The sequence below is a fragment of the Allobosea sp. genome, from assembly GCF_017308075.1.
Taxonomy (GTDB): domain Bacteria; phylum Pseudomonadota; class Alphaproteobacteria; order Rhizobiales; family Beijerinckiaceae; genus Allobosea.
Genome location: NZ_JAFKFX010000026.1, coordinates 61,989 through 86,161 on the forward strand (window position 1 = coordinate 61,989; position 24,173 = coordinate 86,161).

The following is a 24,173-nucleotide window of genomic DNA, read 5'->3' on the forward strand; positions in this document are numbered from 1 at the left end:
GAATGATCCGATCGCTATGACATTGACGATGCCGACCTTCGATGCGGCGCTTGCCGCCTTTCTCGCTTCGCCCGCCTCGGCTTCCTGGCGCGATCTTTCCGTCTTTCGCGATGGGACGGTGGCGCAGGCCTGCGCTGCCGTCGATGCCGAACGTGCCGCCGGCGAGATCGTCGCGCCGGCACCGGAACGCTTTCTGGCCGCGCTTGCCTTGACGCCGCTCGACCGGATCCGCGCCGTGATCCTCGGCCAGGACCCCTATCCGACGCCGGGCCATGCCAATGGGCTCGCCTTCTCCTATGTCGGCCCTCCGCCGCTGCCGCGCTCGCTCGTCAACATCTACCGGGAGCGGGCCGATGATCTCGGCCTGGCGCCGTCGCCGGGCGGTGATCTCTCATCCTGGGCGCGTCAGGGCGTGCTCCTGCTCAATACGGCGCTGACGGTGCGCGAGGGCGCCAGCAAGGCCGGCTCGCATCTCTCCCTCGGCTGGGGCGCGGTGACCGATGCGGTCATCGCCTCGGTCTCGGCCGCCCGGCCGCATGTCGTCTTCCTGCTCTGGGGCGCGCCGGCGCAGGCCAAGCGCCGCCTGATCGACGAAAGCCGCCATCTCGTCATCGCCAGCCCCCATCCCTCGCCGCTTTCGGCCCGGCGCGGCTTCTTCGGCTCGAAGCCGTTTTCGCGCGCGAATGAATGGCTGAAAGAGAAGGGGGAGCAGCCGGTCGCGTGGTAGGCGCGGGATCCCCTCTCCTTCCAGGAGAGGGTTCCCCACGCCTTTTCCGACGAAGACGAGTTTATCCCACCGGCCGCTCGTCGGCGATGACCTTGCCGTCATTGGGCAGGGCACCGAGCGGCAGGACCTCGACGGTGCCTTTCAGCTTCGTGACCTGCTGCAGGGTCGAGGAGACCGCGTCGATGAAACCCTTCGGCTCGGCATAGATCTCGGCCTTGAGCGTCATCGTATCGACCTCGCCGGCGCGGCCGACGACAAGGCGGAGCTTGGCGATCTCGGCATGGCGACGCGCGATCTCGGCGACCTGCTCGGGGCGGACGAACATGCCCTTGACCTTGGCGGTCTGGTCGGCCCGGCCCATCCAGCCCTTGATGCGGGCATTGCTCCGGCCGCTGGCGCTCGCACCCGGCAGGATCGCGGTGAGATCGCCGACGGCGAGCCGGATCTGCGGGTGGTGCGGGTCGAGATTGGTGACGACGATCTCGCCGACCTCGCCTTCCGCCACCGGGTCGCCGGTGCCCGGCCGGACGATCTCGACGATCAGGTTCTCGTTCAGGACCATGCCGTCGCGGGCAGCGGTCTCATAGGCGATCAGGCCCAGATCGGCAGTGGCGTAGAGCTGGTAGGCGTCGATGCCGCGTGCCCGCACCCAGTCCTGCAGCGTGGGCGGGAAGGCGGCGCCCGAGACCACGGCGCGCCTGATGCAGGAGATGTCGGTGCCGCGCGCATCGGCGGCCTCGATCAGGATCTTCAGGAAATCGGGCGTGCCGAGATAGGCGCTCGGCCTATACGCCGAGATGACCTCGAGCTGCTGCTCGGTATTGCCGGGGCCGGCCGGGATCACGGCGCAGCCGATCGCGCGGGCGGCGGAATCCATGATGAAGCCGCCGGGCGTCAGGTGGTAGCCGAAGGTGTTGAGGACGATGTCGTCCTTGCGGAAGCCGGCTGCGAACAGCCCGCGCGCCGTGCCCCAGGGGTCGATGCCGGTGCCCTCCGGCTCGAAGATCGGCCCGGGCGAGGTGAAAAGCCGGCCGAAGGAGCCGAGCGGGGCGCTGGTGAAGCCACCGAAAGGCGGCGCCGCCCGCTGGAGTTCCGGCAGGTCGGCCTTGCGCAGCACCGGCAGGCGCGCGAGGGCGGCGCGGTCGCCAATGCTGGCGGGGTCGAACTCGCCGAGATGGGCGCGGTAGCCCGGCGTCGCCAGCGCCGCCGCGAGCACGGCGGGCAGCCGGGAGAACAGGGCGGCCTCGCGCGCCGGCGGCGATCGCGTTTCGAGATCGTCGTAATGCTCGCTCATCGCTCGGGTCCTCGGGGAATGGTGTCGATCATCGGATGAAGCGCAGGAGGCGCAGAAAATTCAGCAGCCCGACCAGCGCGCCCGCGACATAGGTCAGCGCCGCCGCCCGCAGCACGCCACGCGCCGCCGGCACGTCGCCGGGATGGAGATAGCCGTCATTGGTCAGGATCGGCAGCGCCTTGCCGAAGCTGGCGTCGAATTCGAGCGGCAGCGTCACCAGATGCACGACGAGGCCGATGCCGAGCAGGGCGATGGCAAGGCCGAATTGCATCAGGGCGATTGACGGCACGCGGGTCAGGATCGCGACCAGCGGGGCGGTGACCAGCACGACCATCGCAACCTTGTCGACCAGGAGGAGCAGACGCGCGAGCCCGGTCCGGGTGCTAAACAGCGTGCTGCCCTGCGCGTGCTGGATGGCATGGCCGACCTCATGGGCCGCGACCGCCACAGCGGTGATCGAGCGCCCGTCATGATTGTCCGGCGAGAGCCGCACCGCGCGCGAATCGGGGTCGTAATGGTCGCCGGCGGCGGTGGTCTCGACCGCGACCGTGCCGAGCTGGAACCGGTCGAGCAGATGGCGGGCGAGCTCGCCGCCGGTTCCCGGCAGATCGGGCCGCGCTCCCGCATGTTTCTCCATTTCGTGCCGGACCCAGAATTGCGGGCCGAAGATCAGCGCGAGGAGCAGGAGAACGATGACGAGATAGAGCATGGGTCTGGTCCTGGACCCCTCCTGCGGCGGATTCGCGACGGCGCTCTCAGGACAGCCAGCGCTTGCGGCGCTTGTAGCTCTTGACCTCGCGGAACGACTTCTTGTTGCCCTCGGCGACGCCGAGATAGAATTCCTTGACGTCCTCGTTCTCGCGCAGCATCTGCGCCTCGCCGTCCATGACGACGCGGCCGGTCTCCATGATGTAGCCATAGGTGGCGTAGCGCAGCGCCATGTTGGTGTTCTGCTCGGCGACGAGGAAGGAGACGCCGTCCTCGGCATTGAGCCGGCGCACGATCTCGAAGATCTCCTCGACGATCTGTGGCGCCAGCCCCATGGACGGCTCGTCGAGCAGGATCATCTTCGGCTTCGACATCATGGCGCGGCCGACCGCGCACATCTGCTGCTCGCCGCCGGAAGTGTAGCCGGCCTGCGAGTTGCGGCGCTGCTTCAGACGGGGGAAGAGCTCGTAGATCTTCTCGAGGTCGCGCTTGATCGCGGCATTGCCGTCGCGCCGGGTGAAGGCGCCGGTCAGGAGGTTCTCCTCGATCGAGAGATGGCCGAAGCAGTGCCTTCCTTCCATGACCTGGATGCAGCCCCGCCTGACCAGCTCGTTCGGCGACATCCTGTCGACGCGCTCGCCGTCGAAGACGATCGAGCCCTTGGTGACCTCGCCGCGCTCGGCCTTGAGCAGGTTGGAGATCGCCTTGAGCGTCGTGGTCTTGCCGGCGCCGTTGGCGCCGAGGATCGCGACGATGCCCTTGCGCGGCACGGTCAGCGAGACGCCCTTCAGCACCAGCACGACATGGTCGTAGATGACCTCGATGTTGTTCAGCGACAGGATCGTGTCCGTCGCGGTCACCGGGGCGGGCTGTTCGAGGGTGGCGGTGGACATCGTGCGCTCCTTCCCTTCTCCCCTTGGGGAAGTAAGGTAGTCCGGCGTGAGCCGGGTCGGATGAGGGAAGGACGGATGAGGGCGGGTGCAAGACCTCCCTCATCCGTCTGCTTCGCAGACACCTTCTCCCCCGGAGGGGAGAAGGATTCGCGCTCGTCAGATCAGGACGACTTCTCGCAGGACTCGGTGCGCTTGGGCCAATTGCCGGCCTTTTCGACATAGTCCTTGGCGGCGGCCTCGATCAGCGGCCGGACCTCTTCCTTCATCGGCTCGATCCAGTCGCCCTTGCGGGTCCATTTGGCGCCGTCCCATTCGGCGACATAGGCCTTGTGGTGGCCGGAATGGTCGGTGCAGCTGACCTTCACCGGGGAGGCGAAGCCGGCCATGCCGATCTCCCTGAGCCGGGCCTCGTCGATATTGAGGTTCTCCAGGCCGCGGCGCATGTCCTCCGGCGTGATCACCTTCTTGCCGGTCAGCTTCTGGGCGGTGCGGATCGCCTCGACGACCAGCATCGAGTTGTAGACGCCGCGATTATAGAGGTTCTCGCCAACCTTCTCCTTCGGCGTGGTGCTCTTGCCCTTCTCGACCACGTGCTTGAGGATGTCCTGGATCACCGGGAAATCCTGGCCGGCCGCGTTGAAGTTCAGCGACCTGTAGCCCTTGGCCTCGGCGCCGCCGGCCCGGGCGTCGTCATCGCCGCCGGCCCACCAGACGCCGACCAGCTTGTTGATCGGGAAGTTGTTCTTGATCGCCTCCTTGACCGCGGTCGGGTTCATCGCGCCCCAGCCCTGGTTGTAGAGGAAATCGGGCCGGTCACGCCGGATCGAGAGCCAGAGCGAGCCCTGGTTCTGCATGTCGGCGGCGGCGACCGGATAGAGCTTGAGCTCGAAGCCGTATTTCTTGGCGAGGCTCTCGAGCACCGGGATCGGCTCCTTGCCGAAGGGCGCGTCGAGATGGATCAGGCCGAGCTTCTTGCCCTTGAGCTTGTCCATGCCGCCGAGCTCGGCCGCCATGTGCTTCACCATCACCGAGGCGCCGTCCCAATAGGTCAGCGGCGGGATGAAGACCCAGGGGAAGCTCGTGCCGTCGGCCGAGGCCGAGAGGCCATAGGCCATCGACAGGATCGGCAGCTTGTCGACATGGGCGCGCGGGATCGCGGCGAGCGTCGCGCCGGTCGACCAGGGGCTGTAGACGATCGTCTTCGACTTCACCTGCTCGTAGCACTCGATCGACTTCTTGGTGTCGTAGCCGGTCTCGCACTCCTCGTAGACGATCTTGACGCCGTTCACGCCGCCGTCGCGCTCGTTGATCATGGAGATGTAGTCGCGCATGCCGTCGCCGATCGGGATGCCGGAGCCCGAGAACGGTCCGGTGCGGTAGGCGTTGTTGGAGAAGTAGATCGTATCCTGCGCCGAAGCAGGCGCGACGACGGCACCCGCCGCCAGAAGCGCGCCGAGCGCGACGCCCTTGATCATGCTGCTCTTCATCATTGCTTCCTCCGTGGGTGGCGTCGGATGCGGCCGAGCCGTTCCGTCGTTCTGCCTGCGGCTTGTGTATTGCCGCAGGTCGTTTCCTTTGGGCCTCGTCCCCGCCTCAATAGGGGAAAGGCCACGTCCGCAATTTCTGCTTGCCGATCTGCCAGAGCCGGGCGAGGCCGTGCGGCTCGACGATCAGGAAGACGATGATCAGCGCGCCGACCAGCATGAAGGTGACGTGCTCGGCCGTGGCGCCGGTCAGCGGCACGCCCAGCGCCGGCAGCCCGAACTTCAGCGCGGTCGGCAGGATCGAGAGGAAGGCCGCGCCCAGAAAGGAGCCGATCAGCGAGCCCAGGCCCCCGATGATGACCATGAACAGGATGTTGAAGGAGAGGCGGATGTTGAACACGTCGGCGGCCTCGGCCGTGCCGTACCAGAAGAAGATCATCATCGCTCCGGCGACGCCGGCATAGAAGGAGGAGACGGCGAAGGCGAGCAGCTTGGCGTTGAGCAGCTTGATGCCCATCAGCTCGGCGGCAATGTCCATGTCGCGTACCGCCATCCAGGAGCGGCCGATCTTGCCGTGGACGAGGTTCGAGGCGAACCAGGTGAGGATGACGACGAGCCCGAGGCAGACGAAATAGCGCGTCTCCGGCGAGGCCGTGGCACCCGTCACCGGCAGGCCGAAGAGCAGGCGCTGCGGCACCTCGATCGCGCCCGAGGCGTTGTAGTTGAACAGCCAGGGCACGCGCACGAAGGCCCATTGCAGGAAGAACTGCGCGGCCAGCGTCGCGACGGCGAGGTAGAAGCCCTTGATGCGCAAAGAGGGTAGGCCGAAGAACACGCCGACCGCCGCCGAGAACAGTCCCGAGACCAGGATGAGCACGATGATGTTCACGCCCGGGAAGATCGTGGTCAGCTTGTAGCAGGAATAGGCGCCGACCCCCATGAAGGCGGCGGTGCCGAGCGAGATCAGCCCGGTATAGCCGGTGAGGATGTTGAGCCCGATCGCCGCCAGCGAGAACACCAGGAACGGGATCATCACCGAGGAGATGAAGAAGTCGTCGCCCAGCATCGGGATCGCGACGAAGGCGATGCCCAGGATCACGGCGATGCCGATCCGGTCCTGCCGGATCGGGAACACCGCCATGTCGGCGGAATAGGTCGATTTGAACTGGCCGGCTTCGCGGTAGAACACGGGCTCACCTCGTCATTCCGGGGCGGCGCTGAGCGCCGAGCCCGGAAACCATGAACATTGTCGCTTGCGAAGAGGTCGCGCCCTTGCCGGCGCCACCTGCGGTTATGGCTTCCGGGCTCGATCCTGCGGATCGCCCCGGAAAGACGGCCTGGCTCGCGCGGCCGGTCATCAGATCCGCTCGATGATCTTGTCGCCGAACAGGCCCTGCGGCCGGAACAGCAGGAAGCCGAGCGCGATGAAATAGGCGAGCCAGCTCTCGATGCCGCCGCCGATCAGGGGCCCCCAATAGAACTCGCCGAGCTTCTCGCCGATGCCGATGATCAGCCCGCCGACGATGGCGCCGGGGATCGAGGTGAAGCCGCCGAGGATCAGCACCGGCAGGGCCTTCAGCGCGACGATCTCGAGGGCGAAGGAGACGTCGGAGCGCGCGCCCCACATGATGCCGGTGATCAGCGCGACGATGCCGGCGGTGAACCAGACGATCACCCAGATCTGGTTGAGCGAGATGCCGACCGAGAGTGCCGCCTTGTGGCTGTCGGCGACCGCCCGCAAGGCCCGGCCGATGCGGGTATACTGGAAGAAGACGGCGAGCGCGGCGATCATCAGCGAGGCGATGACCGCCGCGGCGATGTCGATCTTCTGGAAGGAGACGAGGCCGCCGAGGATCTTGGCGTCGATCGCGCCCTTGGGCAGATAGAGTTCGCTGGTGATCATCTGCTTGGGATTGCCGCCGAAGACGGATTCGCCGAAGCCGATCAGGAAATATGTGATGCCGAAGGTCGCCATGAACAGGATGATGTCGGGCTGGTTGACCAGCGGGCGCAGCACCACGCGCTCGATGGTGGCCGCCAGCACGAACATCACGCCGAGCGTCAGGATAACCGCGAGGAAGGCCGGAACGCCCTTCTCGTGCAGGCCGACCAGGGTCAGCGCCGCGAACACCACCATGATGCCCTGGGCGAAGTTGAACACGCCCGAGGCCTTGAAGATCAGCACAAAGCCGAGCGCGATCAGAGCATAGAGCACGCCGGAGACCAGCCCCTCCCAGACGGTCTGGGCGAGCAGATCGGGGGCCTCGACCATCTGCTGGAACGGGTCGACGAAGACCTTGTGAATGGTGCCCGACGGATCGATCCGGGCGCCGATCGCGATCGCTGCGATCACGGCGGCGGTGATCAGGCCGGTCCTGATCCAGCCATTGGCGAGGAGGCTGGGCGCGGGCTGCGCGGCGACGTCGCTCATGCGCTCTTCCCCTTTGCACTCGGGTTCCTGGATGCGGTGGTCATCAGTGCGCCACTCCGAGATAGGCATCGATGACCTTCTGGTTGGCCTTGACCTCCTCGGGCGTGCCGTCGGCGATCTTGCGGCCGTATTCGAGCACGACGACGCGGTCGGAGAGGTCCATGACCACGCCCATATCGTGCTCGATCAAGGCGATGGTGGTGCCGAACTGATTGTTCACGTCGAGGATGAAGCGGCACATGTCCTCCTTCTCCTCGAGATTCATGCCGGCCATCGGCTCGTCGAGCAGCAGGAGCTCGGGCTCCATTGCGAGCGCCCGGCCGAGCTCGACCCGCTTCTGCAGCCCATAGGGCAGCTTGCCGACCGGCAATTTGCGGATGTGCTCGATCTGCAGGAAATCGATGATGTCCTCGACCACCTTGCGGTGCGCGATCTCCTCGTCCATCGCCGGCCCCTGGCGGAAAAGCTGCCAGAACAGGTTGCCGCGCATCTTCAGCGTGCGCCCGGTCATGATGTTGTCGAGCGTCGACATGCCCTTGAACAAGGCGACGTTCTGGAAGGTGCGGGCGATGCCGGCGGCGGCCGCCTGGTGCGGGCGGACCTTGCTGCGGCGCACGCCCTTATAGGTGATGCGGCCTTCCTGCGGGTGGTAGAAACCGTTGATGCAATTGAGCATCGAGGTCTTGCCGGCGCCGTTCGGGCCGATGATGGCGCGGACTTCGCCCTTGCGGATGTCGAAGGAGACGTCGGTGATCGCCTTCACGCCGCCGAAGCGCAGCGAGACGTTCTCGACCGAGAGCAGGACCTCGCCCTTCTGCGTCACCGGTGCGCCGGCGGCTGCCATGGTATGAGCGTTCATGCCGCCTCCTTTGGCGCCAGGGCGGCCGCCGGCGCCTGAACCGGATAGGTCTGCGCGTCGCGGATCTTGACGCGGGCCGAGATCGTGCCCTTGCGGCCGTCCTCGAAGGTCACCTCGGTGGAGATGTCGGCTTCGGTGGAGCCATCATACAGAGCCTCGACCAGCGGCGCGTAGCGCTCGGCGATGAAGCCGCGGCGGACCTTCTGGGTGCGGGTGAGCTCGCCGTCGTCGGCGTCGAGCTCCTTGTGCAGGATCAGGAAACGCTTGATCTGGGCGCCGCCCATCATCGGCTCGGCGGCGAGCTGCCGGTTCACCTCGTCGACATGCCTGGCCATCATCTCGTAGACCTGAGGGTGGCCGGCGAGTTCCTGATAGGAGGCGTAGACGACATTGTTGCGCTCGGCCCAGTTGCCGACTGCGGTGAGGTCGATGTTCAGCGCGACGGTCGCGTAGTCGCGGCCCTGGCCGAAGGCGACGACCTCCTTGATGTTCGGATAGAATTTGAGCTTGTTCTCGATGTATTTCGGCGGGAACAGCTCGCCCGAATTGAGCTTGCCGACATCCTTGGCGCGGTCGATGATCTTGAGGTGCCCGCTCTCGTCGAAGAAGCCGGCATCGCCGGAGCGGACATAGCCGTCCGCCGTCATCGTCTCGGCGGTCTTCTCCTCGTCCTTGTAGTAGCCGCGGAAGATCGAGGGCGAGCGGTAGAGCACCTCGCCATTCTCGGCGATCCGGATCTCGACCTGCGGCGCCGGCTTGCCGACCGTGTCGGCCTTGATCTCGCCGTCCGGCTGCATGGTGATGTAGACGCCGGCTTCGGTCTGTCCGTAGAGCTGCTTCAGATTGACGCCGATCGAGCGATAGAAGCGGAAGAGTTCGGGGCCGATCGCCTCGCCAGCGGTATAGCCGACCTTGATGTTGGTCAGGCCGAAGCGGTTGCGCAAAGGCGCGTAGATCAGGATGTCCCCGAGCCTGTAGAGCAGGCGTCCCCCGAGCGGCACGGGCTCGCCATTGAGGAGCTTCTCGCCGTATTTCTTGGCCACGCTGAGGAAGTAGTGGAACATCTTGCGCATCAGCGGGCCGGCATCCTCCATGCGCACCATGGTGATGGTCAGCATGGTCTCGAAGACGCGCGGTGGCGCGAAAGCGTAGGTGGTGCCGATCTCGCGGCGATCGTCGACGACTGTGTCAGGTCCTTCCGGGCAGTTGACGCAGAAGCCGGCGATGATCGCCTGGGCATAGGAGAAGACATGGTCGCCGACCCAGGCGATCGGCAGATAGGCGATGATCTCGTCGGTCTCGTTCAGCCCGTCGAAGCTGCAGCCGATCTCCGCGGCGGTGATGACGTTGTAATGGCTGAGCATCACGCCCTTGGGCCGGCCGGTCGTGCCCGAGGTGTAGAGGATGATGGCGAGGTCGGAGCCCGTGCCTTGCGCCATCTCGGCCTCGAGCGCGGCGCTCGCGGCCGGATCCTTGAGGGCGGCGCGCCCGGCCTCGATCACGTCCCCGATATCGTGGAGCTTGCCATGGTCGTAGTCGCGCAGGCCGCGCGGCTCGTCATAGAGCATGTGGCGCAGGTTCGGCAGGCGCTCGGCCACCGAAAGGATCTTGTCGACCTGCTCCTGATCCTGGACGCAGGCGAAGACGGCGCCGGCATGGTCGAGCACATAGGCCATCTCGTCGGCGACGCTGTCGGCATAGACCGGGACTGGGATCGCGCCGAGCCATTGCGCCGCGGCCATCGACCAATAGAGGCGCGGGCGGTTGTAGCCGACGATGGCGACCTTCTCGCCGCGCTTCAGGCCGAGCTGCTCGAGCCCCTTGGCGAAGGCGCGGATCTGCTCGACCACCTCGGCCCAGTTCCAGGATTGCCAGATGCCGAGATCTTTGTGCCGGAAGGCGACGCGCGAACCCCGTTCGCGCGCATTGCGCACCAGCAACTTGGGAAAGGTGTCAGCCTGGCCGGCGGGGCCGCTTGCCACGATCGTCGTCTCCACCCTGTCGCCCCGTCTGTCGCGGGTTTGTCCGGGCCGGTCGGCCCCTTGTGCGATCATGCAAGCTTTGCAGTTGGCTCGGCGCTGTGCAAGGAGGCGCTTGACAGACAGGAGGCTTTTTGAGCTATATCATCGCGCTGATATTCGGCCTGCTGGCCTTAGAATCGGCGTCTCCGCTATGATTTCAAGGATTTGCGACCTCCTGCAATCGTGAAGGAGGCCGCATTGTCGTCAATCGAAGCGGATCGGCGCGCTTTCACTCAATCGCGAGAAGCGCGGCAGGAACCGCGTCTCGCCGGTTCTGACCGGCCGTGGGCCGCCGTTGAGCAGCAGCACGCGGGCCGCCTCCTCGGCGAGCAGCGAGGCGAGCTGCCGCCCGAGGCAGCCATGGCCGCCGATGCCGAAGGCTAGGTGCCGCCTGGCCGGCCGTACCGGCTCGAATGCAGCAGGCCGCGCGAAGGCCCGGCCATCGAGATTGGCGGACGGCCACCACATGACGAGCGTGGTCCCGGTGGGAATCGTCTCGCCCCGCCAGGGGATTTCGCCCGCCGTCATCCTTGCGGTCAGGATCGTTGGCGAAGTCAGCCGAAACGCTTCCTGCACCGCCGCGGCGAGGGTGTAGCGTCCCTCCGCCAGCTCCCGATGCAGCTGTGGCTGTCTTATCAGGCAATCGAGCACGCAGAACACGCCGGAGGTCGTCGTTTCGACAGCGTCGAGTGCGAAGGCGGCGACCAGTTCGGCAGCGCTGGCCCGGCTGGCCGGCGGCAGCCGTGCGGCGATGTCGGTGATCAACGCGGATGAACCATCAGCCTCAAGCGTATGCATCAGCTCCAGCAGCCCCCACGCCGCTTGGTTCGCGGCGGGAAGCCGTTCGGGAGCCGGAGCGAAGGAAAGCTGGCCGCCGATCTCGGCGATCGCCGCGGCGATCGCGCCGGCGTGATCGGGATCTATACCGGTGAGGGCGCAGAAGGCGCGAGCGGCCAGCGGGGCGACGAAGCTCGCGATCAGGTCGGGCCGCGCCTGCTCCAGCATTGCCCCATGCAGTTCACGAGCTTGCAGACGCAGGGTCGCCCGCAGCGCCTCGACGCGCCGCGTCGAGAGGCCGCCGATCACGGCCTGGCGCAGCGCGCGATGCTGCGGCCCGGTCAGTGCGAACAGCCCCCAGCGCAGCAGCGCGTGGATGTCGGCCTTGTCGGGGCCGAAATCGCCCTCGGGGAAGGGGTGGCCGTCGAGGCGCGGGTCGCGGCCGAGTTCGAAGAGGGCGTCATAGCCCAGCACCGCAAGGCCGCTGGCGGATGTGAAGAGTCCGCCGCCGGAGGCGAGGGCATCCTGGAAGAAGGGCGCCGGATCCTGCCAGAAGGCGGGGTCGGAAGGCAGTTCGAAGGTACGCATTTCGGTTCGCTTTCGTCATCAAGGCAAAATCGATCGCTCCCGCGCTCGGTGAGGCGGGCTGCGGACTTAGCTCTCGATGCGGTCAGCGAAGCCGGATGGATGCGGTCATGCGCGTCTGCTACCATAAGTTGGCCCATCGGTGAACCGGTCCGCGCAACGCCTTTGATCCACCGCATTCCGGCAGGAGTTTCGAGCCGGGGATCGGCCCATGCGCGTTCTTGCCTCGATCACGATAGCGGTCATGCTCGCTGCCGGCGCGAAGGGGATCTGCGCCCATGAGGCGCCCAGCGGCTGGGAATATCCGTTCGCCTGCTGCTCGGGAGCCGATTGCGCGCGGATCGATGCGAGCGCCGTGCGGGCCGGCCCGCCCGGCTTCGTCGTGACGATCGCCCCCGGCCGTCATCCGATGTGGCCGCGCGAGCGCCGCGAACTGCTGATCCTCGAAATCCCCTATGAGAAATCCCGCCTGTCGCCGGACGGACTCTGGCATCTGTGCATCAACGATGCCGGCGAGCTGCTCTGCTTCTTCGCGCCGGGTGGGGATTCATAGGGTCACTTCAAGTGAGTGGACGCGCGGCGATCTGGGAAATGCTCTCACAGCGCCGGATCACCAGTTCCTGTCCGCCAGGAGGCGCGCGGATCTGGGCACGGCCCCGGCTCCAAGGCTGGCCTCATGCGCGCCCTCGGCGGATTATCGCGTCCGGCCGCAGCGTCACCGCCAGTTACGCAGCCGCAATACCAGGATGGCGCAGGCGGCCAGCTGGCCGGCCACGATGAGATAGGGCCAGTTGAAGCCGCCCGTCGCGCTCGCGATCACAGCGAAGGCGAGCGGCCCGCAGACCGAGCCCAGAAAGCCGAAGAGATTGGCGGCCGAAGTCACCTCGCCGATCTGCGCGGGCGGAGCAAGCCGTGCCAGCTCGGCCATGTAGATGCCGTTCCAGCCCAGTGACGTCGCGCCGACGAAGGAAACACAGACATAGACCGTCCAGGCAGGCGCTCCAGCCGACCAGACCAGCAGTACCAGTGCGGCGCTCGCCGCCAGGGCCAGCAGGCAAAGCAGCAGCAGGTTGCGGCCGAGCTTGTCCGCCAGCCAGCCGAGGACGATGCGAGAAACCGTGCTGGCGGCGAGCAGGACCGCGACGAAGGTGCCGGCTTCGGCGAGATCCTTGCCGTTGGTGACCAGATAGGTCGCCGTGAAGGCCTGGACGCTCGCCTGCGTGATCGAGAAGGCGATGCCGATAGCGGTGAGCAGCGGCAGCGAAGGATGGGAGCGGATGACCGCGGCCGATCTGCGCAAGGCGGAGGGTGACAGGAAGGTCCGCGCCCATGCCCGGTTCGCCGGCCCCTTCTCCGTGTCGAGACGTTGCCGAAAGGGCTGTACGGCCAGAAGGCTGAGGAAGACGATCGCGGCGATCAGCCAGATCGCCTTGCCGAAGCCGAGCAGGAGCACTGCGGGGGCGACCGAAATGCCGGCGATGGCGCCGCCGAGGGGGACGCCGGCCTGCCGGATCGAGAAGATCAGATTGCGATGCCGGGCCGGGGCGGTGCGCATCAGCATCGTGCTGCCCGCTGGATTGTTCGGGGCGAGGCCGAGGCCGATCAACAGGGCGCCGCAAAATCCGAGCACCGCGATCGGCTGAGACAGCAGAAGCAGACCCAGGCCGATCGAGGCCAGGCCGAGCTGGAGGGTCCGGATCGGCCCGTGATGATCGAGCATCGGGCCGCCGCAGGCCAGACACCAGCAGATGCCGATCGAAACGGTCGCCGAGACATAGCCGATGCTCTCGGGCGGCAGGTTCCAGCGCTGCGTGAGAAGCGGACCCAGGAGAGGAATGGCCGCGGCGGCGAAGGAGCTCACGACCTGCACGAGGAGCGTCGCGCTCAGCGCGCTCCCCCATAGTGGCAGCTTCAAGCCAGTTCCTCCCAGCCTCGCTGCGGGCTTGTTCATGCCCTCCGGCCGACCGTTCGATCGTCCGGCGAGACTGCAGCGTTGATCCGGGTCTTCCTGCAATGGCTCGTCGCGGTCGATACCGGTCTTGGATTGACTGCCCTGCGTGGTGTGCATGCGGGGACCGGCCGACCGGCCGACCGGGCGGCGAGCTCCGGCCGCGCCGGCGCGCCTCAGCCCTCGTAGCGAGCCAGGCGTTCCAGATCGAGGATCGTCACCTCATTGTGCCCGACCTCGACGAGCCCGAGCTCGGCGAGCTTCGCCAGGCTCTGATTGGCCATCTGCCGGGAGATGCCGGCGAGCAGGCCGAGCTCTTCCTGCGAGATCGCCAGCGTCCGCTCCTGGCTCGGATAGAGGATCGGATTGAACAGCCAGGCGAGATTGCGGGCGAGGCGTCCGGTCGCGCCGAGCATGCGGTCATATTCGGCGAGGCCGATGAACTGGGCGAGGCGCTCGTTGAACTGGTGAACCAGGAAGCGGTTGAAGGCGGCGGAGTGCTCGAACAGCCAGATGAAGGTCTGGCGCCGCATCAGCGCCACCTTGCTCTCGCGCAGGGCGACGAGATCATAACGTCGCGGCTCGTTCTTGATGATCGTGCCCTCGCCGAACCAGGCGCCGCTGCGCAGCCCGGCGAGCGTCGCCGATTTGCCGGTGCGCGAGGTCGTGCTCATCTTAAGCAGCCCGTCGGCGACGCCGGTCCAGGATTCGAGCCGGTCGCCGACATGGCAGAGATAGGCGCCCTTGCCATAGGTCTTGATCGTCGTCCCGCGCCGAGCCTCATCGAACTCCTCGGGCGTGAGCTCGAGCGACCAGGAGGCGATCTGGCGCAGTTCTTCGGCTGGGATCAAAGCGGGCTCGCCGGAGACAGGGTGCGGGCCTCGCGGCCCACCTGAGGTTGAGTATGCGGTGAGCCAGCAGGCAAACTCAAGCGGATGTGCCGGCCGGAGGAGTGGAACAAGGGGCGGCCGACCAAGTCTATTCGGCGGCCTTCGGCATGGCGAGCGCCGCCTCCGAACCGTCGCGCAGGCGCACCAGCAATTCGGTTTCTTCGACCTTGGCCTGCTTCAGATGGCGTTCCTTGACATGGCCGAAGCCGCGGATCTTCTCCGGGATCGCGGCGAGAGCGACGCAGAGCGCATGGTTCTCGGGCGCCAGCTTGGTCCGGATCTCGCTCAGAAGCGCCTCGTAATCCGCGACCAGCTTTCGCTCGGTCTTGCGCTCCTGCGTGTAGCCGAAGACGTCGAAGGCGGTGCCGCGCAGGCCCTTCAGCTTCGAAAGCAGGCCGAAGGCGCCCATCATCCAGGGGCCGAAGCTCAGCTTGCGCGGCAGGCCGGTGTTCGGATCGGCCTTGGCGAGCAGTGGCGGGGCGAGATGGAATTCGAGGCGCAGCTTCTGGCCGGAGGCGCTGTCCGGCTCGAAGGTCGCGGCGAGCTGCCTGCGGAAGGCGCCGTCGCTGTAGAGGCGCGAGACCTCATATTCGTCCTTGTAGGCCATCAGCTTGAAGAGATTGCGCGCGACGCTCTCGGCCAATGCGCTCTGGCCGGGCAGGATGCCCGCCTCCCTGACACGGACCTTCTCGACGAGGTCGCGATAGCGCGCCGCATAGGCGGCGTCCTGATAGCCGGTGAGGAAGTCGACGCGGCGGGCGATGATCTCGTCCAGCGTCTGCGAGAGCTGGCGCGCCTGCGTCGGGGCCTTCGCCTCTGCGAGCGCGGCGAGGAGGGCGGCCGGCTCGTGCGCGGCACGGCGGCCGAGCTCGAAAGCCTGCTGGTTCATCGCCACGGCCTCGCCGTTGAGCGCGATCGCCTGCAGAAGCGATGCGCGCGAGAGCGGCACCCCGCCATGCTGCCAGGCATAGCCGAGCATGAACATGTTGGCGGCGATGGCATTGCCGAGGAAGGCGACGGCCGCGGCGGTCGCATCGACGAGATGGGTGTGCTCGCGGCCCGACGCTGACAGGATCGCCCGCTTCAGACGCTCGGTCGGTAGCGAGAAATCGGCATTGCGGGTGAAGTCGCCCGGCAGGCTCTCGGCGGTGTTGACCACCACCGTCGAGCCCGGGCGGATCGCGCCCAAGACCTTCTTCGAGCCGGTGACGGTGAGGTCGCAGCCGAGCACGAGGTCGGCCTGGCCGGCGGCGACGCGGATTGCGTGGATCTCGTCCGGCGTCGGGGCGAGCCGGACATGGCTGAAGACGGCGCCGCCCTTCTGGGCAAGGCCGGCCATGTCGATCATGCCGCAGCCCTTGCCTTCGAGATGCGCCGCCATGCCGAGGATCGCGCCGATGGTGACGACGCCGGTGCCGCCGACCCCGGTGACGACGATCGCGAAATTGCGATCGAGCGCCGGCACCTCGGGCTCGGGCAGATCGCTGGCGCCGAGCGCCGAGGCGCCCACTGCGCGCGGCTCCGCCTTCTTCGGCCGGGCGCCATGCACGGTGACGAAGGAGGGGCAGAAGCCCTTCACGCAGGAGAAATCCTTGTTGCAGTTCGACTGGTCGATCTGGCGCTTGCGGCCGAACTCGGTCTCGAGCGGCTGCACCGAGACGCAGTTCGACTGCACGCCGCAATCGCCGCAGCCCTCGCAGACCAGCTCGTTGACGATGACGCGCTTGTCCGGGTCGGGATAGGCGCCGCGCTTGCGCCGTCGGCGCTTCTCGGTGGCGCAGGTCTGGTCGTAGAGCAGCAGCGTGACGCCGGACGTCGCGGCGAGCTCGCGCTGGACGGCGTCGAGATCCTCGCGATGGTGCAGCGTCGTGCCGGGCGGCCAGAGCGTTCCCGGCGGGTATTTCGTCGGCTCGTCCGAGACGATGGCGATGCGGGCGACGCCTTCGGCCGCGACCTGGCGGGCCATCTGGTCGGGTGAAAGATGGCCTTCGGCCTGCTGGCCGCCGGTCATCGCGACGGCGTCGTTGTAGAGCAGCTTGTAGGTGATGTTGACGCCCGAGGCGACGGCCCAGCGGATCGCGAGCGAGCCGGAATGGGTGTAGGTGCCGTCGCCGAGATTCTGGAAGATATGGCCGCGCTTCGAGAACGGCGCCTCGCCGACCCAGCTCGCGCCCTCGCCGCCCATCTGGGTGAAGCCGGCAGTATCGCGATCCATCCAGAGCGCCATGAAATGGCAGCCGATCCCGGCCGAGGCACGCGCGCCCTCGGGCACCACGGTCGAGGTGTTGTGCGGGCAGCCGGAGCAGAAATAGGGCGTGCGCTTCGCCAGTTCGATCGCCTCGGCGAGTCGGTCCTGGGCGGTGGCGATCACCTCCAGCCGGGCGCGCAACGCCGGATCGTCGCGGTATTGCAGCAGGCGGGCGCCGAGCGCGATCGCGACGTCATTGGGGTCGAGCGCGCCATGGACCGGGAAGAGCCAGTCGCCCTTCTCGTCCTTCTTGCCGATCACCATGGGCTGGTGCGCCGAGCCGTAAAGCTCCTCGCGCAGCTGGACCTCGATCAACGAGCGTTTCTCCTCGACCACCATGACGAGGTCGAGCCCGGCAGCGAACGCCTTGAGCTCGGCCGGATCGAGCGGCCAGGGGCAGGCGACCTTGAACAGGCGGATGCCGAGATCATTGGCCCTGAACTCGTCGAGGCCCAGTTCCTCCAACGCCTGGCGGACATCGAGATAGGATTTGCCGACGGTGATGATGCCGATGCGCGGCGCCTGCCCGCCGGAGAGGACGGTCTGGTTGAGCCTGTTGGCGCGCAGATAGGCGAGGATCGCCTCGCGCTTGTGGACGTGAAGCCGCTTCTCCTGGTCGAGGAAGTCGAGTTCGCGCCTGATGCCGAGCCCACCCGGCGGCATGACGTAATCATCGGGCAGCGCGATCTGGACGCGCTCAACCGAGCCGTCGACCGAGGCGGTCGATTCGATGTTGTCCTTGACGCATTTGATGCCGACCCAGACCGAGGCGAAGCGCGAGAGCGCGAAGCCGTGCAGGGCGTAGTCCATGATCTCCTGGACGCCGGCCGGGTTGAGGATCGGCATCATCCGGTCGACGAGGACGAATTCGGTCTGATGGGCGTTGGTCGAGGATTCGGCGGTGTGGTCGTCGCCGAGCAGGCAGATCACGCCGCCATGGCGCGAGGTTCCGGCCATGTTGGCATGGCGGAAGACGTCGCCGCTGCGGTCGACGCCCGGGCCCTTGCCGTACCAGAGCGCGAAGACGCCGTCATGCTTGCCCTCGCCGGAAAGCTCGGCCTGCTGCGTGCCCCAGATCGCGGTCGCTGCGAGGTCCTCGTTGAGCCCGGGCTGGAAGACGATGTCGGCGGCCTTGAGCTGCTTGCCGGCGCGGGCGAGCTGCTGGTCGAGCCCGCCGAGCGGCGAGCCGCGATAGCCGGAGACGAAGCCGGCGGTGCTGAGCCCAGCCTGCCGATCGCGCTCGCGCTGGACCAGCAGCATGCGGGCGATGGCCTGCGAGCCGGTCAGGAAGATCTGCTGCTTCGAGAGGTCGTATTTGTCGTCGAGGGAGACGGCGCGGAGCGCACCGGTCCCGGAGTCCTGCTGCGCCTCGGCCATGAGCGACCTCCCGAAGATCGAACCCCGCAGGGATTATGGGGACGGTATCGCCGGCCTCCAACCCGTTATTATGTCAGTATTGCTGTCATACTGCGCGGGTGCCGTCAAATCAGTTTGGTCCAATGCCAGACTGCGCCGTCAGTGCCGCGATTTGGCCGCCTTTGCGGGGGAAGGCTGGGCAGGCCTCGCAGCCGATTGCGGGCTAGGCGCGAAGTGCGTGCGTTTGCTAGCATGGATAGCCGATTCCGTCGCAGATTCGAGGACATGCCACCGTGCCGCGTCGCCAGACCGGATCGCTCGCGCTCTGCGCCGTCATCGCCTGGCTCGGCCTCGTTCCGCCGGCCGCGGCGCATCCGCATGTCTTCGTGACCTCGCGCACCGAGATCATCTATGCGCCCGACGGCATGGTGCAGGCGCTGCGCCATCGCTGGAGCTTCGACGAGGCTTACTCGGCTTATATGGTCCAGGGGCTCGACAAGAATGGCGACGGCAAGCTGACGCCGGACGAGCTGGCCGAGCTCGCCAAGGTCAATATCGAATCGCTGCCGGATGTCGATTTCTTCACCGCCGCCAAGGCGAACGGCAAGACGCAGGCCTTCGGCACACCGCGTGACGAAGGCCTGGTCTACGAGAACAAGGTGCTGACCCTGAGCTTCACCCTGCCGTTGAAGACGCCGGCCGCCGCCAACCGCTCCTTCGGCATCGAGATCGGCGACCCCACTTATTTCGTCGCCTTCGAGGTCGGCGCGGAGGCCGATGCGGTGACGACGCGCGATGCCCCGAAGGGCTGCGTCGTGCGGGTGATGCGCCCGCCCAAGCTCGATACGGCGACGCAGCAGCGCCTGGCGCAGGAAGACATCACCGCGACGCCCGACATGAGCGCCTATGTGGTCACGACGCGCGCCTTGGTGGCATGTCCCTGAGCGTCGACGCCGCCCCGGGCTTCTCCGCCCTGCCGCGCCGGCTATGTGTCGCCGTGCTGGCGCTCGCCCTGGTCGCTGGCGCGCTCGGGCTGGTCGCCTGGCTGCTCAGCCTCTATTTCCCGCCGCCGCCTCCACCGCCGCGCAACCCGTTCGGTACGGCGCTGCCGCGCGAGGCACTGCCGGCGACCTCTGGCCTCGGCGCGGTCATCCTCGCCTGGCAGTCGAGCTTCTATCGCGAGCTGACGGCGACGCTGAAGGCGATCGCAGGGTCGCCGGCCGCGCTGCCGGCGCTGCTCGGCCTGGCCTTCGGCTATGGCGTCTTCCATGCCGCCGGCCCCGGCCACGGCAAGGCAGTGATCTCGGGCTATATCGTCGCCGATAATCGCAGCCTGCGGCGCGGGCTGGGGCTGAGCTTCGCGGCGGCGCTCGTCCAGGCGCTGGTCGCGATCGGGCTGGTCGGGACCCTCACCCTCGCGCTGAACGCGACGGCGAAGACCATGGCGGCGACCACCTCGGTGATCGAGCAGGGCAGCTTCGCGCTGGTCGCGCTGGTGGGGCTCTACGTGCTCTGGCGCAAGGCTGGCAGCTTTGTCGCGCTCGGCGGCGGCGCGGCGCACGACCCGGCCTCCTGCGACCATGTCCACATGCCCGGCCCCGACGAGATCTCGCGCCTGCGCTCTTGGCGCGAGATGGCTGGCGTCGTCTTCGCGGCGGGGCTGCGGCCTTGCGCGGGGGCGCTGATCATCCTGGTCTTCGCCAATGCGCAGGGCCTGTTCTGGGCCGGCATCGCCGCGACCTTCGCCATGGCGCTCGGCACCGCGCTGACCACGGGGGCGCTGGCCGCGCTTGCGGTGTTCTTCAAATTCGCGGCGCTGCGCCTCGCCGGCGGCGGCTCGCTCACGGGCGTGCGTATCATCGCCGGGCTCGAAGTGCTGGCGGCCGCCTTCGTCGCGGTGCTCGGCGCCGCCCTGCTCTTCGGCTTCTGGGCGGCCGGGCAGGGCAGCTGATCACACCGTCAGACCTACTTCACCGTCGCCTCGAAGGTGAACAGGGTCGACTTGTCGTCGTCCGGCATGAAATAGGCGCGCACGCCTTCCGCCGTGGGCTCGACCCAGAACGGGTTCTGCGTCATCGGCAGTCCCGAGCTCGGCGACCAGAGCTCGACCGGCACCTGATAGACCGGCCTGTTGTCCTTGAGGTCGACGATCTCGAGCCCGCCGAGGCGAAAGACCGGGCCGTCCTTCGTCGTCCTATAGGCATTGAGGCCCGAGCAGAGCATCCGGCTCATGCCGATATAGTGGCAGTCCTGATAGTCGATATAGAGCGCGGGATTGGCGACGCGCAGCGCCTCGGGGCTCGTCGCCGCATTGGTGATCCTGCCCGCGCCGTCGAGCGGCCATTTGTAGAAGCGGCGCGAGCCCCAGCTGACGCCGTGCAGCGACTTGTCGTCTGTGTTGTGGACGATGCCGCCGACATGGTCCTTGAAGCGGAAGACCTCGGTCGCCTTCAGCGTCTCGGGATCGACCCTGTAGACGATCGACTGGCTGTTCGGCCGGTATTCTGCGACCGGGACCCAGATATCCTTGCCGTCGAAGTCGATGCCGCCGGGGTGGTAGATCGAGCCTTCACCGAGGGGGACGCTGCCGAGAAGCTTGCCCTGCGCATCGACCTTGAAGAGATGGCCGACGCCCTCGCCGGTGTCGCGGTCATAGCCGTCCTGCGGGGTGGGATAGCGGGTCGTCGGCTTTTTGATCTCGACCGAGGAGATGAAGAAAGCGTCGCCGATCCTGGCCATGCCCTGGGGGTGGTGCGTCGGGAACTGCAGCGCGACCGCCGACTTCTGCGTCCATTGCGTGCCGCGCGTCAGCTTCGGGATCAGCGTGTTGAGGGCCGGGTCGGCGGCGTGGGCCGGCGAACTCGCAGCCGGAAAGGACAGAGCCGCCGCGGCCAGGGCGGTCAGGCCGGTGAGAACCGTCTTCATGCTGCGTCCCTCCCGTTTTCGCTTCGTCGCGCGAAGCGGTTCTGCGAAGTTCCAGCCTTGTGCACGGCCGGGGCATCAGCGTTGCGGGTCGTTCTCCAGCAGGATCGGCTTGCCATGCGGCGTCGCCTCTGCAGCCCGTTCCCAGGCGGCGCTGCGGGCGTCGACGCCCTCATGGCTCGTCAGGCCCTTCGCGATCAGCAGATGCTCGAGCGCCTCGCACCAGCGCTCGTAATAATCCGAGCCATCGCGGCAGCCGCCGGCGGCGAGCGCCTCGCGGATTTCGGCGCCGAGTGCCTGCGCCCATTCATCGGCGCTGAAGACGCCGCGGTTCTGCAGGGCGACGACCAGAGCGAAGGCCTGCGCCTGCCAGGGCTCGGCGAAGACCGGGCCTTCGGCGTCGCGCGGGATCGGGGTATCGGCGGCGAGCGCCTCGGCGAGGGCGGAATCAGGCCGGCTCAAGATAACTCTCCCAGGCTTCGATGCTGACGCTGGAGGCCGGGTCGGCGTCGCGCCCCCAGAGCTCGGGGCCGGTGAAGACCACGGTATAGAGCCATTGCGCCGTCTCCGGCGCGCCATGGGCACCGGTGTCCGGGAAGACATGGCAGCCGGTGATGCGCTCGATCACGCCCTGCTTGCCACGGGCATAGCGCGGCAGGCGGGTATGGTGCTGCGGATGCATGACGATGGTACGGACCGCGTCGCCGAGCTTGAAGCGCGCCGGCGCGGTGGCCTTGCGCTCATAGGGGAAGCCGCGGCGCAGCACGGCGGGCACCTCCTCGCCCTTGAGCACGCGCTTGGGCTCCCGGCGTGCGCTGCCGGGGATGCCTGATTTCAGCTCCTCCTCGCTCAGGAAACCGTGCCCGACGAGCACCTTGTCGAGCGCCGCCAGCCAGATCTGGTAGTAGCTCGACGACAGATACTGCGCCGGCGGCAGGCTCTCGCGGGCATGGCGGATGCCGTCGATCGTCCAGGCTCCCATCGCGCCGGCCGCGACATTGATGGCGAGGACCTTCTTTTCCCAATCGGCATGGAAGATCGGCTCGTTCTCCTCCGGAACCACAGGGCCAAAGCCCATATGGCCGCCGAGATCATGGGCGCTGTTCATGGCGTATCCTCCCAAGTCAGTTCGGCATGGCGCGCTTCGGGCACAAGACCACTCACTTTCTCGCCGAAACCGCGCTGGGCAGGCCGACGCCGATCATCGAATCGCGCGTGACGATCTCCGCCAGCTCGTCCTCGGACCAGCCCTCGGTGCCCTCTGGGCGCATCGGGATGACGATGAAGCGGGTCTCGGCGGTCGAATCCCAGACGCGGATGCGCTGGCCCGCGGGCAGGGTGACGCCGAAATCCGCAAGGGTGCCGCGCGGGTCGATCACCGCCTTGGCGCGGTAGGGCGGGGATTTGTACCAGACCGGCGGCAGGCCGAGCACCGGCCAAGGATAGCAGGAGCAGAGCGTGCAGACGATCAGGTTGTGCTCTTCCGGCGTGTTGAAGCAGGCGACAATGTGTTCGCCGCCGCGCCCGCCATAGCCGAGCTCCGCCACGGCGGCGGTGCCGTCCTGCTTCAGCCGCTCCGCATAGGCCGGGTCGCTCCAGGCCTTCGCCACGACGCGGGCGCCGTTGCGTGGGCCGACCCTGGTCTCATAGGTCTCGACGATGGCGTCGAGCGCGGCCGGGTCGACATAGCCCTTCTCGACCAGCAGCGATTCCAGCGCCTTCACCCGCGCCTCGATCGGCGTGAAGTGGTTGTCGTGGTCGTGGTCATGATCGTGGTGATGATGGTGGTCGTGGCCGCTCATCGCCGCCTCCTCCTCATGCCCGGCTGATCGCTAGGCCAGCCTGATCCTCGCCGCCCGCTCGACCCTGACCGCGAAGGCGGTAAGCGACTTGTCCGAGCCCTTCGGCCCGATCACCGAAAGCCCGAGCGGGGCATCGTCGCGATGGGCCACCGGAATCGAAATCTGCGGGAAACCCGAAAGCCCCGCAAGGCAGAGCAGGCGCAGGGCCCGGTTGCGGAAATCATCGAGCTCGCTCTCGCCGGCGCTGACCAGAGGCGCGATGTCCGGTACGGTCGGCAGCAGCAGCACGCCATCCTGGCCGAGCAGCTTGGCGAGCCTGGCGCGGAAGTCGCGACGGACGGCCTCGCCACGCGCGACCTCGGCGTCGCTGACCGAGCGGCCGAAGGCGAAACGCTCGGCGACGCCGGGGCCGAGCGGCGGGGCGAAGCGCTCGATCATCGGCCCGTCCGCTTCCCAGGCCTCGCGGCCCTGGAGCCAGCGAAAGGCCCAGTAGAGCGCGTCCATGTCGCGCACGGCGCGGACGCTCTGCGGCTGGCCGAGCAGCGGCACGATGCGCTGCACGGCGTTGCGTAGGATCCGCTCGGCTTCCGGCACCGCCTGGGCGAAGAGGTCGTCGGCGAGCAGCAGCCGCGGCCGTTCCGGAAGGGTCACGCGGTCCTTGCCGAACAGGACGTCGGCGACGCGGGCGAAGGTCTCGCCGTCACGAGTGAAGAAGCCGGCGGTATCGAAGCTCTCGGCCAGCGGCCAGGCCCGCTTCAGCGAGAGGCGGCCATGGCTCGGGCGGATGCCGAACAGCCCGCCATAGCTCGCCGGTGCGCGCACCGAGCCGCCGGTATCGGAGCCGAGCGCGATGTCGGCGAGCCGCCCGGCGACCGCCGCCATCGAGCCCGAGGAGGAGCCGCCGGTGATCCGATCGGGCGCCGCCGGATTCACCGGCGCGCCGAAATGCGCGTTCTTGCCGTTGAGCGAGAAGGCGAGCTCGTCGGTATGGGTCTTGCCGACGAAGCGGGCGCCGGTATCGAGCAGCGCCTTCACCACCGGCGCCGTCCTGGTCTTGATGCCGGACTGTGCCAGCACGGTCGGTGAGCCCGCTCCGGTCGGATAGCCCTTGATGTCGAACAGGTCCTTGACCGCCAGAGTCAGGCCCGAGAGCGCTCCGGAGGAGGCGTGGTTCACCTTCGCCGGCGGATAGGGCACGAAACAGCGGAACGGATCGTCCTCGATCATC

21 protein-coding genes are annotated in these 24,173 nt (G+C 67.4%); 4 read left to right on the forward strand and 17 right to left on the reverse strand.

Annotation, left to right across the window (positions count from 1 at the left end; genetic code table 11):
* Nucleotides 1-22 precede the first annotated feature (22 nt).
* Nucleotides 23-727, forward strand: coding sequence for a uracil-DNA glycosylase (gene ung, locus J0J10_RS07165; protein ID WP_291646024.1), 705 nt, complete (start codon nt 23-25; stop codon nt 725-727).
* Nucleotides 728-788: 61 nt separating this feature from the next.
* Here the strand turns inward: ung and J0J10_RS07170 are convergent, their stop codons facing one another.
* The 9 genes from J0J10_RS07170 to J0J10_RS07210 form a co-directional block, all read right to left on the reverse strand.
* Nucleotides 789-2,021 carry a phenylacetate--CoA ligase family protein gene (locus J0J10_RS07170; RefSeq protein WP_291645876.1) on the reverse strand — a complete coding sequence of 411 codons (1,233 nt, stop codon included), beginning with the start codon at nt 2,019-2,021 and terminating at the stop codon, nt 789-791.
* A gap of 28 nt (nt 2,022-2,049) precedes the next feature.
* Entirely contained in the window at nt 2,050-2,730 is a 681-nt protein-coding gene (locus J0J10_RS07175) for a zinc metallopeptidase (RefSeq protein ID WP_291645877.1), read from the reverse strand.
* Between the two features lie 46 nt (nt 2,731-2,776).
* Nucleotides 2,777-3,622 (reverse strand): ABC transporter ATP-binding protein, encoded by an 846-nt coding sequence (locus J0J10_RS07180; RefSeq protein ID WP_291635540.1) that lies wholly within the window; start codon nt 3,620-3,622, stop codon nt 2,777-2,779.
* Nucleotides 3,623-3,783: 161 nt separating this feature from the next.
* Nucleotides 3,784-5,112, reverse strand: a complete 1,329-nt coding sequence (locus J0J10_RS07185) for an ABC transporter substrate-binding protein (protein WP_291645878.1) — start codon at nt 5,110-5,112, stop codon at nt 3,784-3,786.
* 103 nt (nt 5,113-5,215) lie between these two features.
* A complete protein-coding gene (locus tag J0J10_RS07190; protein ID WP_291645879.1) occupies nt 5,216-6,295 on the reverse strand; it encodes a branched-chain amino acid ABC transporter permease in 1,080 nt (359 codons plus the stop codon).
* A gap of 168 nt (nt 6,296-6,463) precedes the next feature.
* Nucleotides 6,464-7,378 carry a branched-chain amino acid ABC transporter permease gene (locus tag J0J10_RS07195; protein WP_291646025.1) on the reverse strand — a complete coding sequence of 305 codons (915 nt, stop codon included), beginning with the start codon at nt 7,376-7,378 and terminating at the stop codon, nt 6,464-6,466.
* A 202-nt stretch (nt 7,379-7,580) separates the two neighbouring features.
* On the reverse strand, nt 7,581-8,396 hold the full coding sequence (locus J0J10_RS07200) for an ABC transporter ATP-binding protein (protein WP_291635543.1): 816 nt from the start codon (nt 8,394-8,396) through the stop codon (nt 7,581-7,583).
* A complete protein-coding gene (locus J0J10_RS07205) occupies nt 8,393-10,381 on the reverse strand; it encodes an AMP-dependent synthetase/ligase (RefSeq protein WP_465247171.1) in 1,989 nt (662 codons plus the stop codon). Before J0J10_RS07205 ends, J0J10_RS07200 begins: the two co-directional genes overlap by 4 nt.
* 240 nt (nt 10,382-10,621) lie before the next feature.
* Complete coding sequence (locus J0J10_RS07210; protein WP_291645881.1) at nt 10,622-11,782, reverse strand: cytochrome P450; 1,161 nt, start codon at nt 11,780-11,782, stop codon at nt 10,622-10,624.
* A gap of 208 nt (nt 11,783-11,990) precedes the next feature.
* Between J0J10_RS07210 and J0J10_RS07215 the strand changes: the two genes are divergently transcribed.
* Nucleotides 11,991-12,332 carry a hypothetical protein gene (locus J0J10_RS07215; protein ID WP_291645882.1) on the forward strand — a complete coding sequence of 114 codons (342 nt, stop codon included), beginning with the start codon at nt 11,991-11,993 and terminating at the stop codon, nt 12,330-12,332.
* 162 nt (nt 12,333-12,494) lie between these two features.
* Here the strand turns inward: J0J10_RS07215 and J0J10_RS07220 are convergent, their stop codons facing one another.
* The 3 genes from J0J10_RS07220 to J0J10_RS07230 form a co-directional block, all read right to left on the reverse strand.
* Nucleotides 12,495-13,694: an MFS transporter gene (locus J0J10_RS07220; RefSeq protein ID WP_291645883.1), complete on the reverse strand. Its 1,200-nt coding sequence runs from the start codon at nt 13,692-13,694 to the stop codon at nt 12,495-12,497.
* 209 nt (nt 13,695-13,903) lie between these two features.
* Nucleotides 13,904-14,578 (reverse strand): Crp/Fnr family transcriptional regulator, encoded by a 675-nt coding sequence (locus tag J0J10_RS07225; protein WP_291635550.1) that lies wholly within the window; start codon nt 14,576-14,578, stop codon nt 13,904-13,906.
* A gap of 127 nt (nt 14,579-14,705) precedes the next feature.
* Nucleotides 14,706-18,242, reverse strand: coding sequence for an indolepyruvate ferredoxin oxidoreductase family protein (locus J0J10_RS07230; RefSeq protein WP_291645884.1), 3,537 nt, complete (start codon nt 18,240-18,242; stop codon nt 14,706-14,708).
* Nucleotides 18,243-18,514: 272 nt separating this feature from the next.
* On the opposite strand from J0J10_RS07230, the gene J0J10_RS07235 reads away from it, so the two are divergent.
* Nucleotides 18,515-19,165 carry a DUF1007 family protein gene (locus J0J10_RS07235; protein ID WP_291645885.1) on the forward strand — a complete coding sequence of 217 codons (651 nt, stop codon included), beginning with the start codon at nt 18,515-18,517 and terminating at the stop codon, nt 19,163-19,165.
* Nucleotides 19,156-20,172, forward strand: a complete 1,017-nt coding sequence (locus J0J10_RS07240; RefSeq protein ID WP_291645886.1) for a nickel/cobalt transporter — start codon at nt 19,156-19,158, stop codon at nt 20,170-20,172. The genes J0J10_RS07235 and J0J10_RS07240 overlap by 10 nt, the downstream gene beginning before the upstream one ends.
* A 14-nt stretch (nt 20,173-20,186) precedes the next feature.
* On the opposite strand, the gene J0J10_RS07245 is transcribed toward J0J10_RS07240, so the two are convergent.
* The 5 genes from J0J10_RS07245 to J0J10_RS07265 all read right to left on the reverse strand — a co-directional run bounded on the left by J0J10_RS07245 (nt 20,187) and on the right by J0J10_RS07265 (nt 24,172).
* A complete protein-coding gene (locus tag J0J10_RS07245; RefSeq protein ID WP_291645887.1) occupies nt 20,187-21,146 on the reverse strand; it encodes a DUF6454 family protein in 960 nt (319 codons plus the stop codon).
* 75 nt (nt 21,147-21,221) lie between these two features.
* Nucleotides 21,222-21,605: a nitrile hydratase accessory protein gene (locus J0J10_RS07250; protein WP_291635560.1), complete on the reverse strand. Its 384-nt coding sequence runs from the start codon at nt 21,603-21,605 to the stop codon at nt 21,222-21,224.
* The gene (gene nthB, locus J0J10_RS07255) at nt 21,592-22,251 is read right to left on the reverse strand and encodes a nitrile hydratase subunit beta (protein WP_291645888.1); all 660 of its coding nucleotides are present in this window, start codon (nt 22,249-22,251) and stop codon (nt 21,592-21,594) included. The genes J0J10_RS07250 and nthB overlap by 14 nt, the downstream gene beginning before the upstream one ends.
* Nucleotides 22,252-22,303: 52 nt before the next feature.
* A complete protein-coding gene (gene nthA / locus J0J10_RS07260; RefSeq protein ID WP_291645889.1) occupies nt 22,304-22,945 on the reverse strand; it encodes a nitrile hydratase subunit alpha in 642 nt (213 codons plus the stop codon).
* A 30-nt stretch (nt 22,946-22,975) separates the two neighbouring features.
* Nucleotides 22,976-24,172 (reverse strand): amidase, encoded by a 1,197-nt coding sequence (locus tag J0J10_RS07265; RefSeq protein ID WP_291645890.1) that lies wholly within the window; start codon nt 24,170-24,172, stop codon nt 22,976-22,978.
* Nucleotide 24,173 lies beyond the last annotated feature (1 nt).

What these genes read in the sequence shown, in the direction of transcription:
- J0J10_RS07265 (WP_291645890.1), bottom strand. Translation starts at nt 24,172, where the DNA reads ATGATCGAGGACGATCCGTTCCGCTGTTTCGTGCCCTATCCGCCGGCG.
- J0J10_RS07180 (WP_291635540.1), bottom strand. Translation starts at nt 3,622, where the DNA reads ATGTCCACCGCCACCCTCGAACAGCCCGCCCCGGTGACCGCGACGGAC.
- J0J10_RS07200 (WP_291635543.1), bottom strand. Translation starts at nt 8,396, where the DNA reads ATGAACGCTCATACCATGGCAGCCGCCGGCGCACCGGTGACGCAGAAG.
- J0J10_RS07240 (WP_291645886.1), top strand. Translation starts at nt 19,156, where the DNA reads ATGTCCCTGAGCGTCGACGCCGCCCCGGGCTTCTCCGCCCTGCCGCGC.
- J0J10_RS07195 (WP_291646025.1), bottom strand. Translation starts at nt 7,378, where the DNA reads ATGGTCGAGGCCCCCGATCTGCTCGCCCAGACCGTCTGGGAGGGGCTG.
- J0J10_RS07215 (WP_291645882.1), top strand. Translation starts at nt 11,991, where the DNA reads ATGCGCGTTCTTGCCTCGATCACGATAGCGGTCATGCTCGCTGCCGGC.
- nthB (WP_291645888.1), bottom strand. Translation starts at nt 22,251, where the DNA reads ATGAACAGCGCCCATGATCTCGGCGGCCATATGGGCTTTGGCCCTGTG.
- J0J10_RS07230 (WP_291645884.1), bottom strand. Translation starts at nt 18,242, where the DNA reads ATGGCCGAGGCGCAGCAGGACTCCGGGACCGGTGCGCTCCGCGCCGTC.
- J0J10_RS07210 (WP_291645881.1), bottom strand. Translation starts at nt 11,782, where the DNA reads ATGCGTACCTTCGAACTGCCTTCCGACCCCGCCTTCTGGCAGGATCCG.
- J0J10_RS07185 (WP_291645878.1), bottom strand. Translation starts at nt 5,112, where the DNA reads ATGATGAAGAGCAGCATGATCAAGGGCGTCGCGCTCGGCGCGCTTCTG.
- J0J10_RS07170 (WP_291645876.1), bottom strand. Translation starts at nt 2,021, where the DNA reads ATGAGCGAGCATTACGACGATCTCGAAACGCGATCGCCGCCGGCGCGC.
- J0J10_RS07245 (WP_291645887.1), bottom strand. Translation starts at nt 21,146, where the DNA reads ATGAAGACGGTTCTCACCGGCCTGACCGCCCTGGCCGCGGCGGCTCTG.
- nthA (WP_291645889.1), bottom strand. Translation starts at nt 22,945, where the DNA reads ATGAGCGGCCACGACCACCATCATCACCACGATCATGACCACGACCAC.
- J0J10_RS07175 (WP_291645877.1), bottom strand. Translation starts at nt 2,730, where the DNA reads ATGCTCTATCTCGTCATCGTTCTCCTGCTCCTCGCGCTGATCTTCGGC.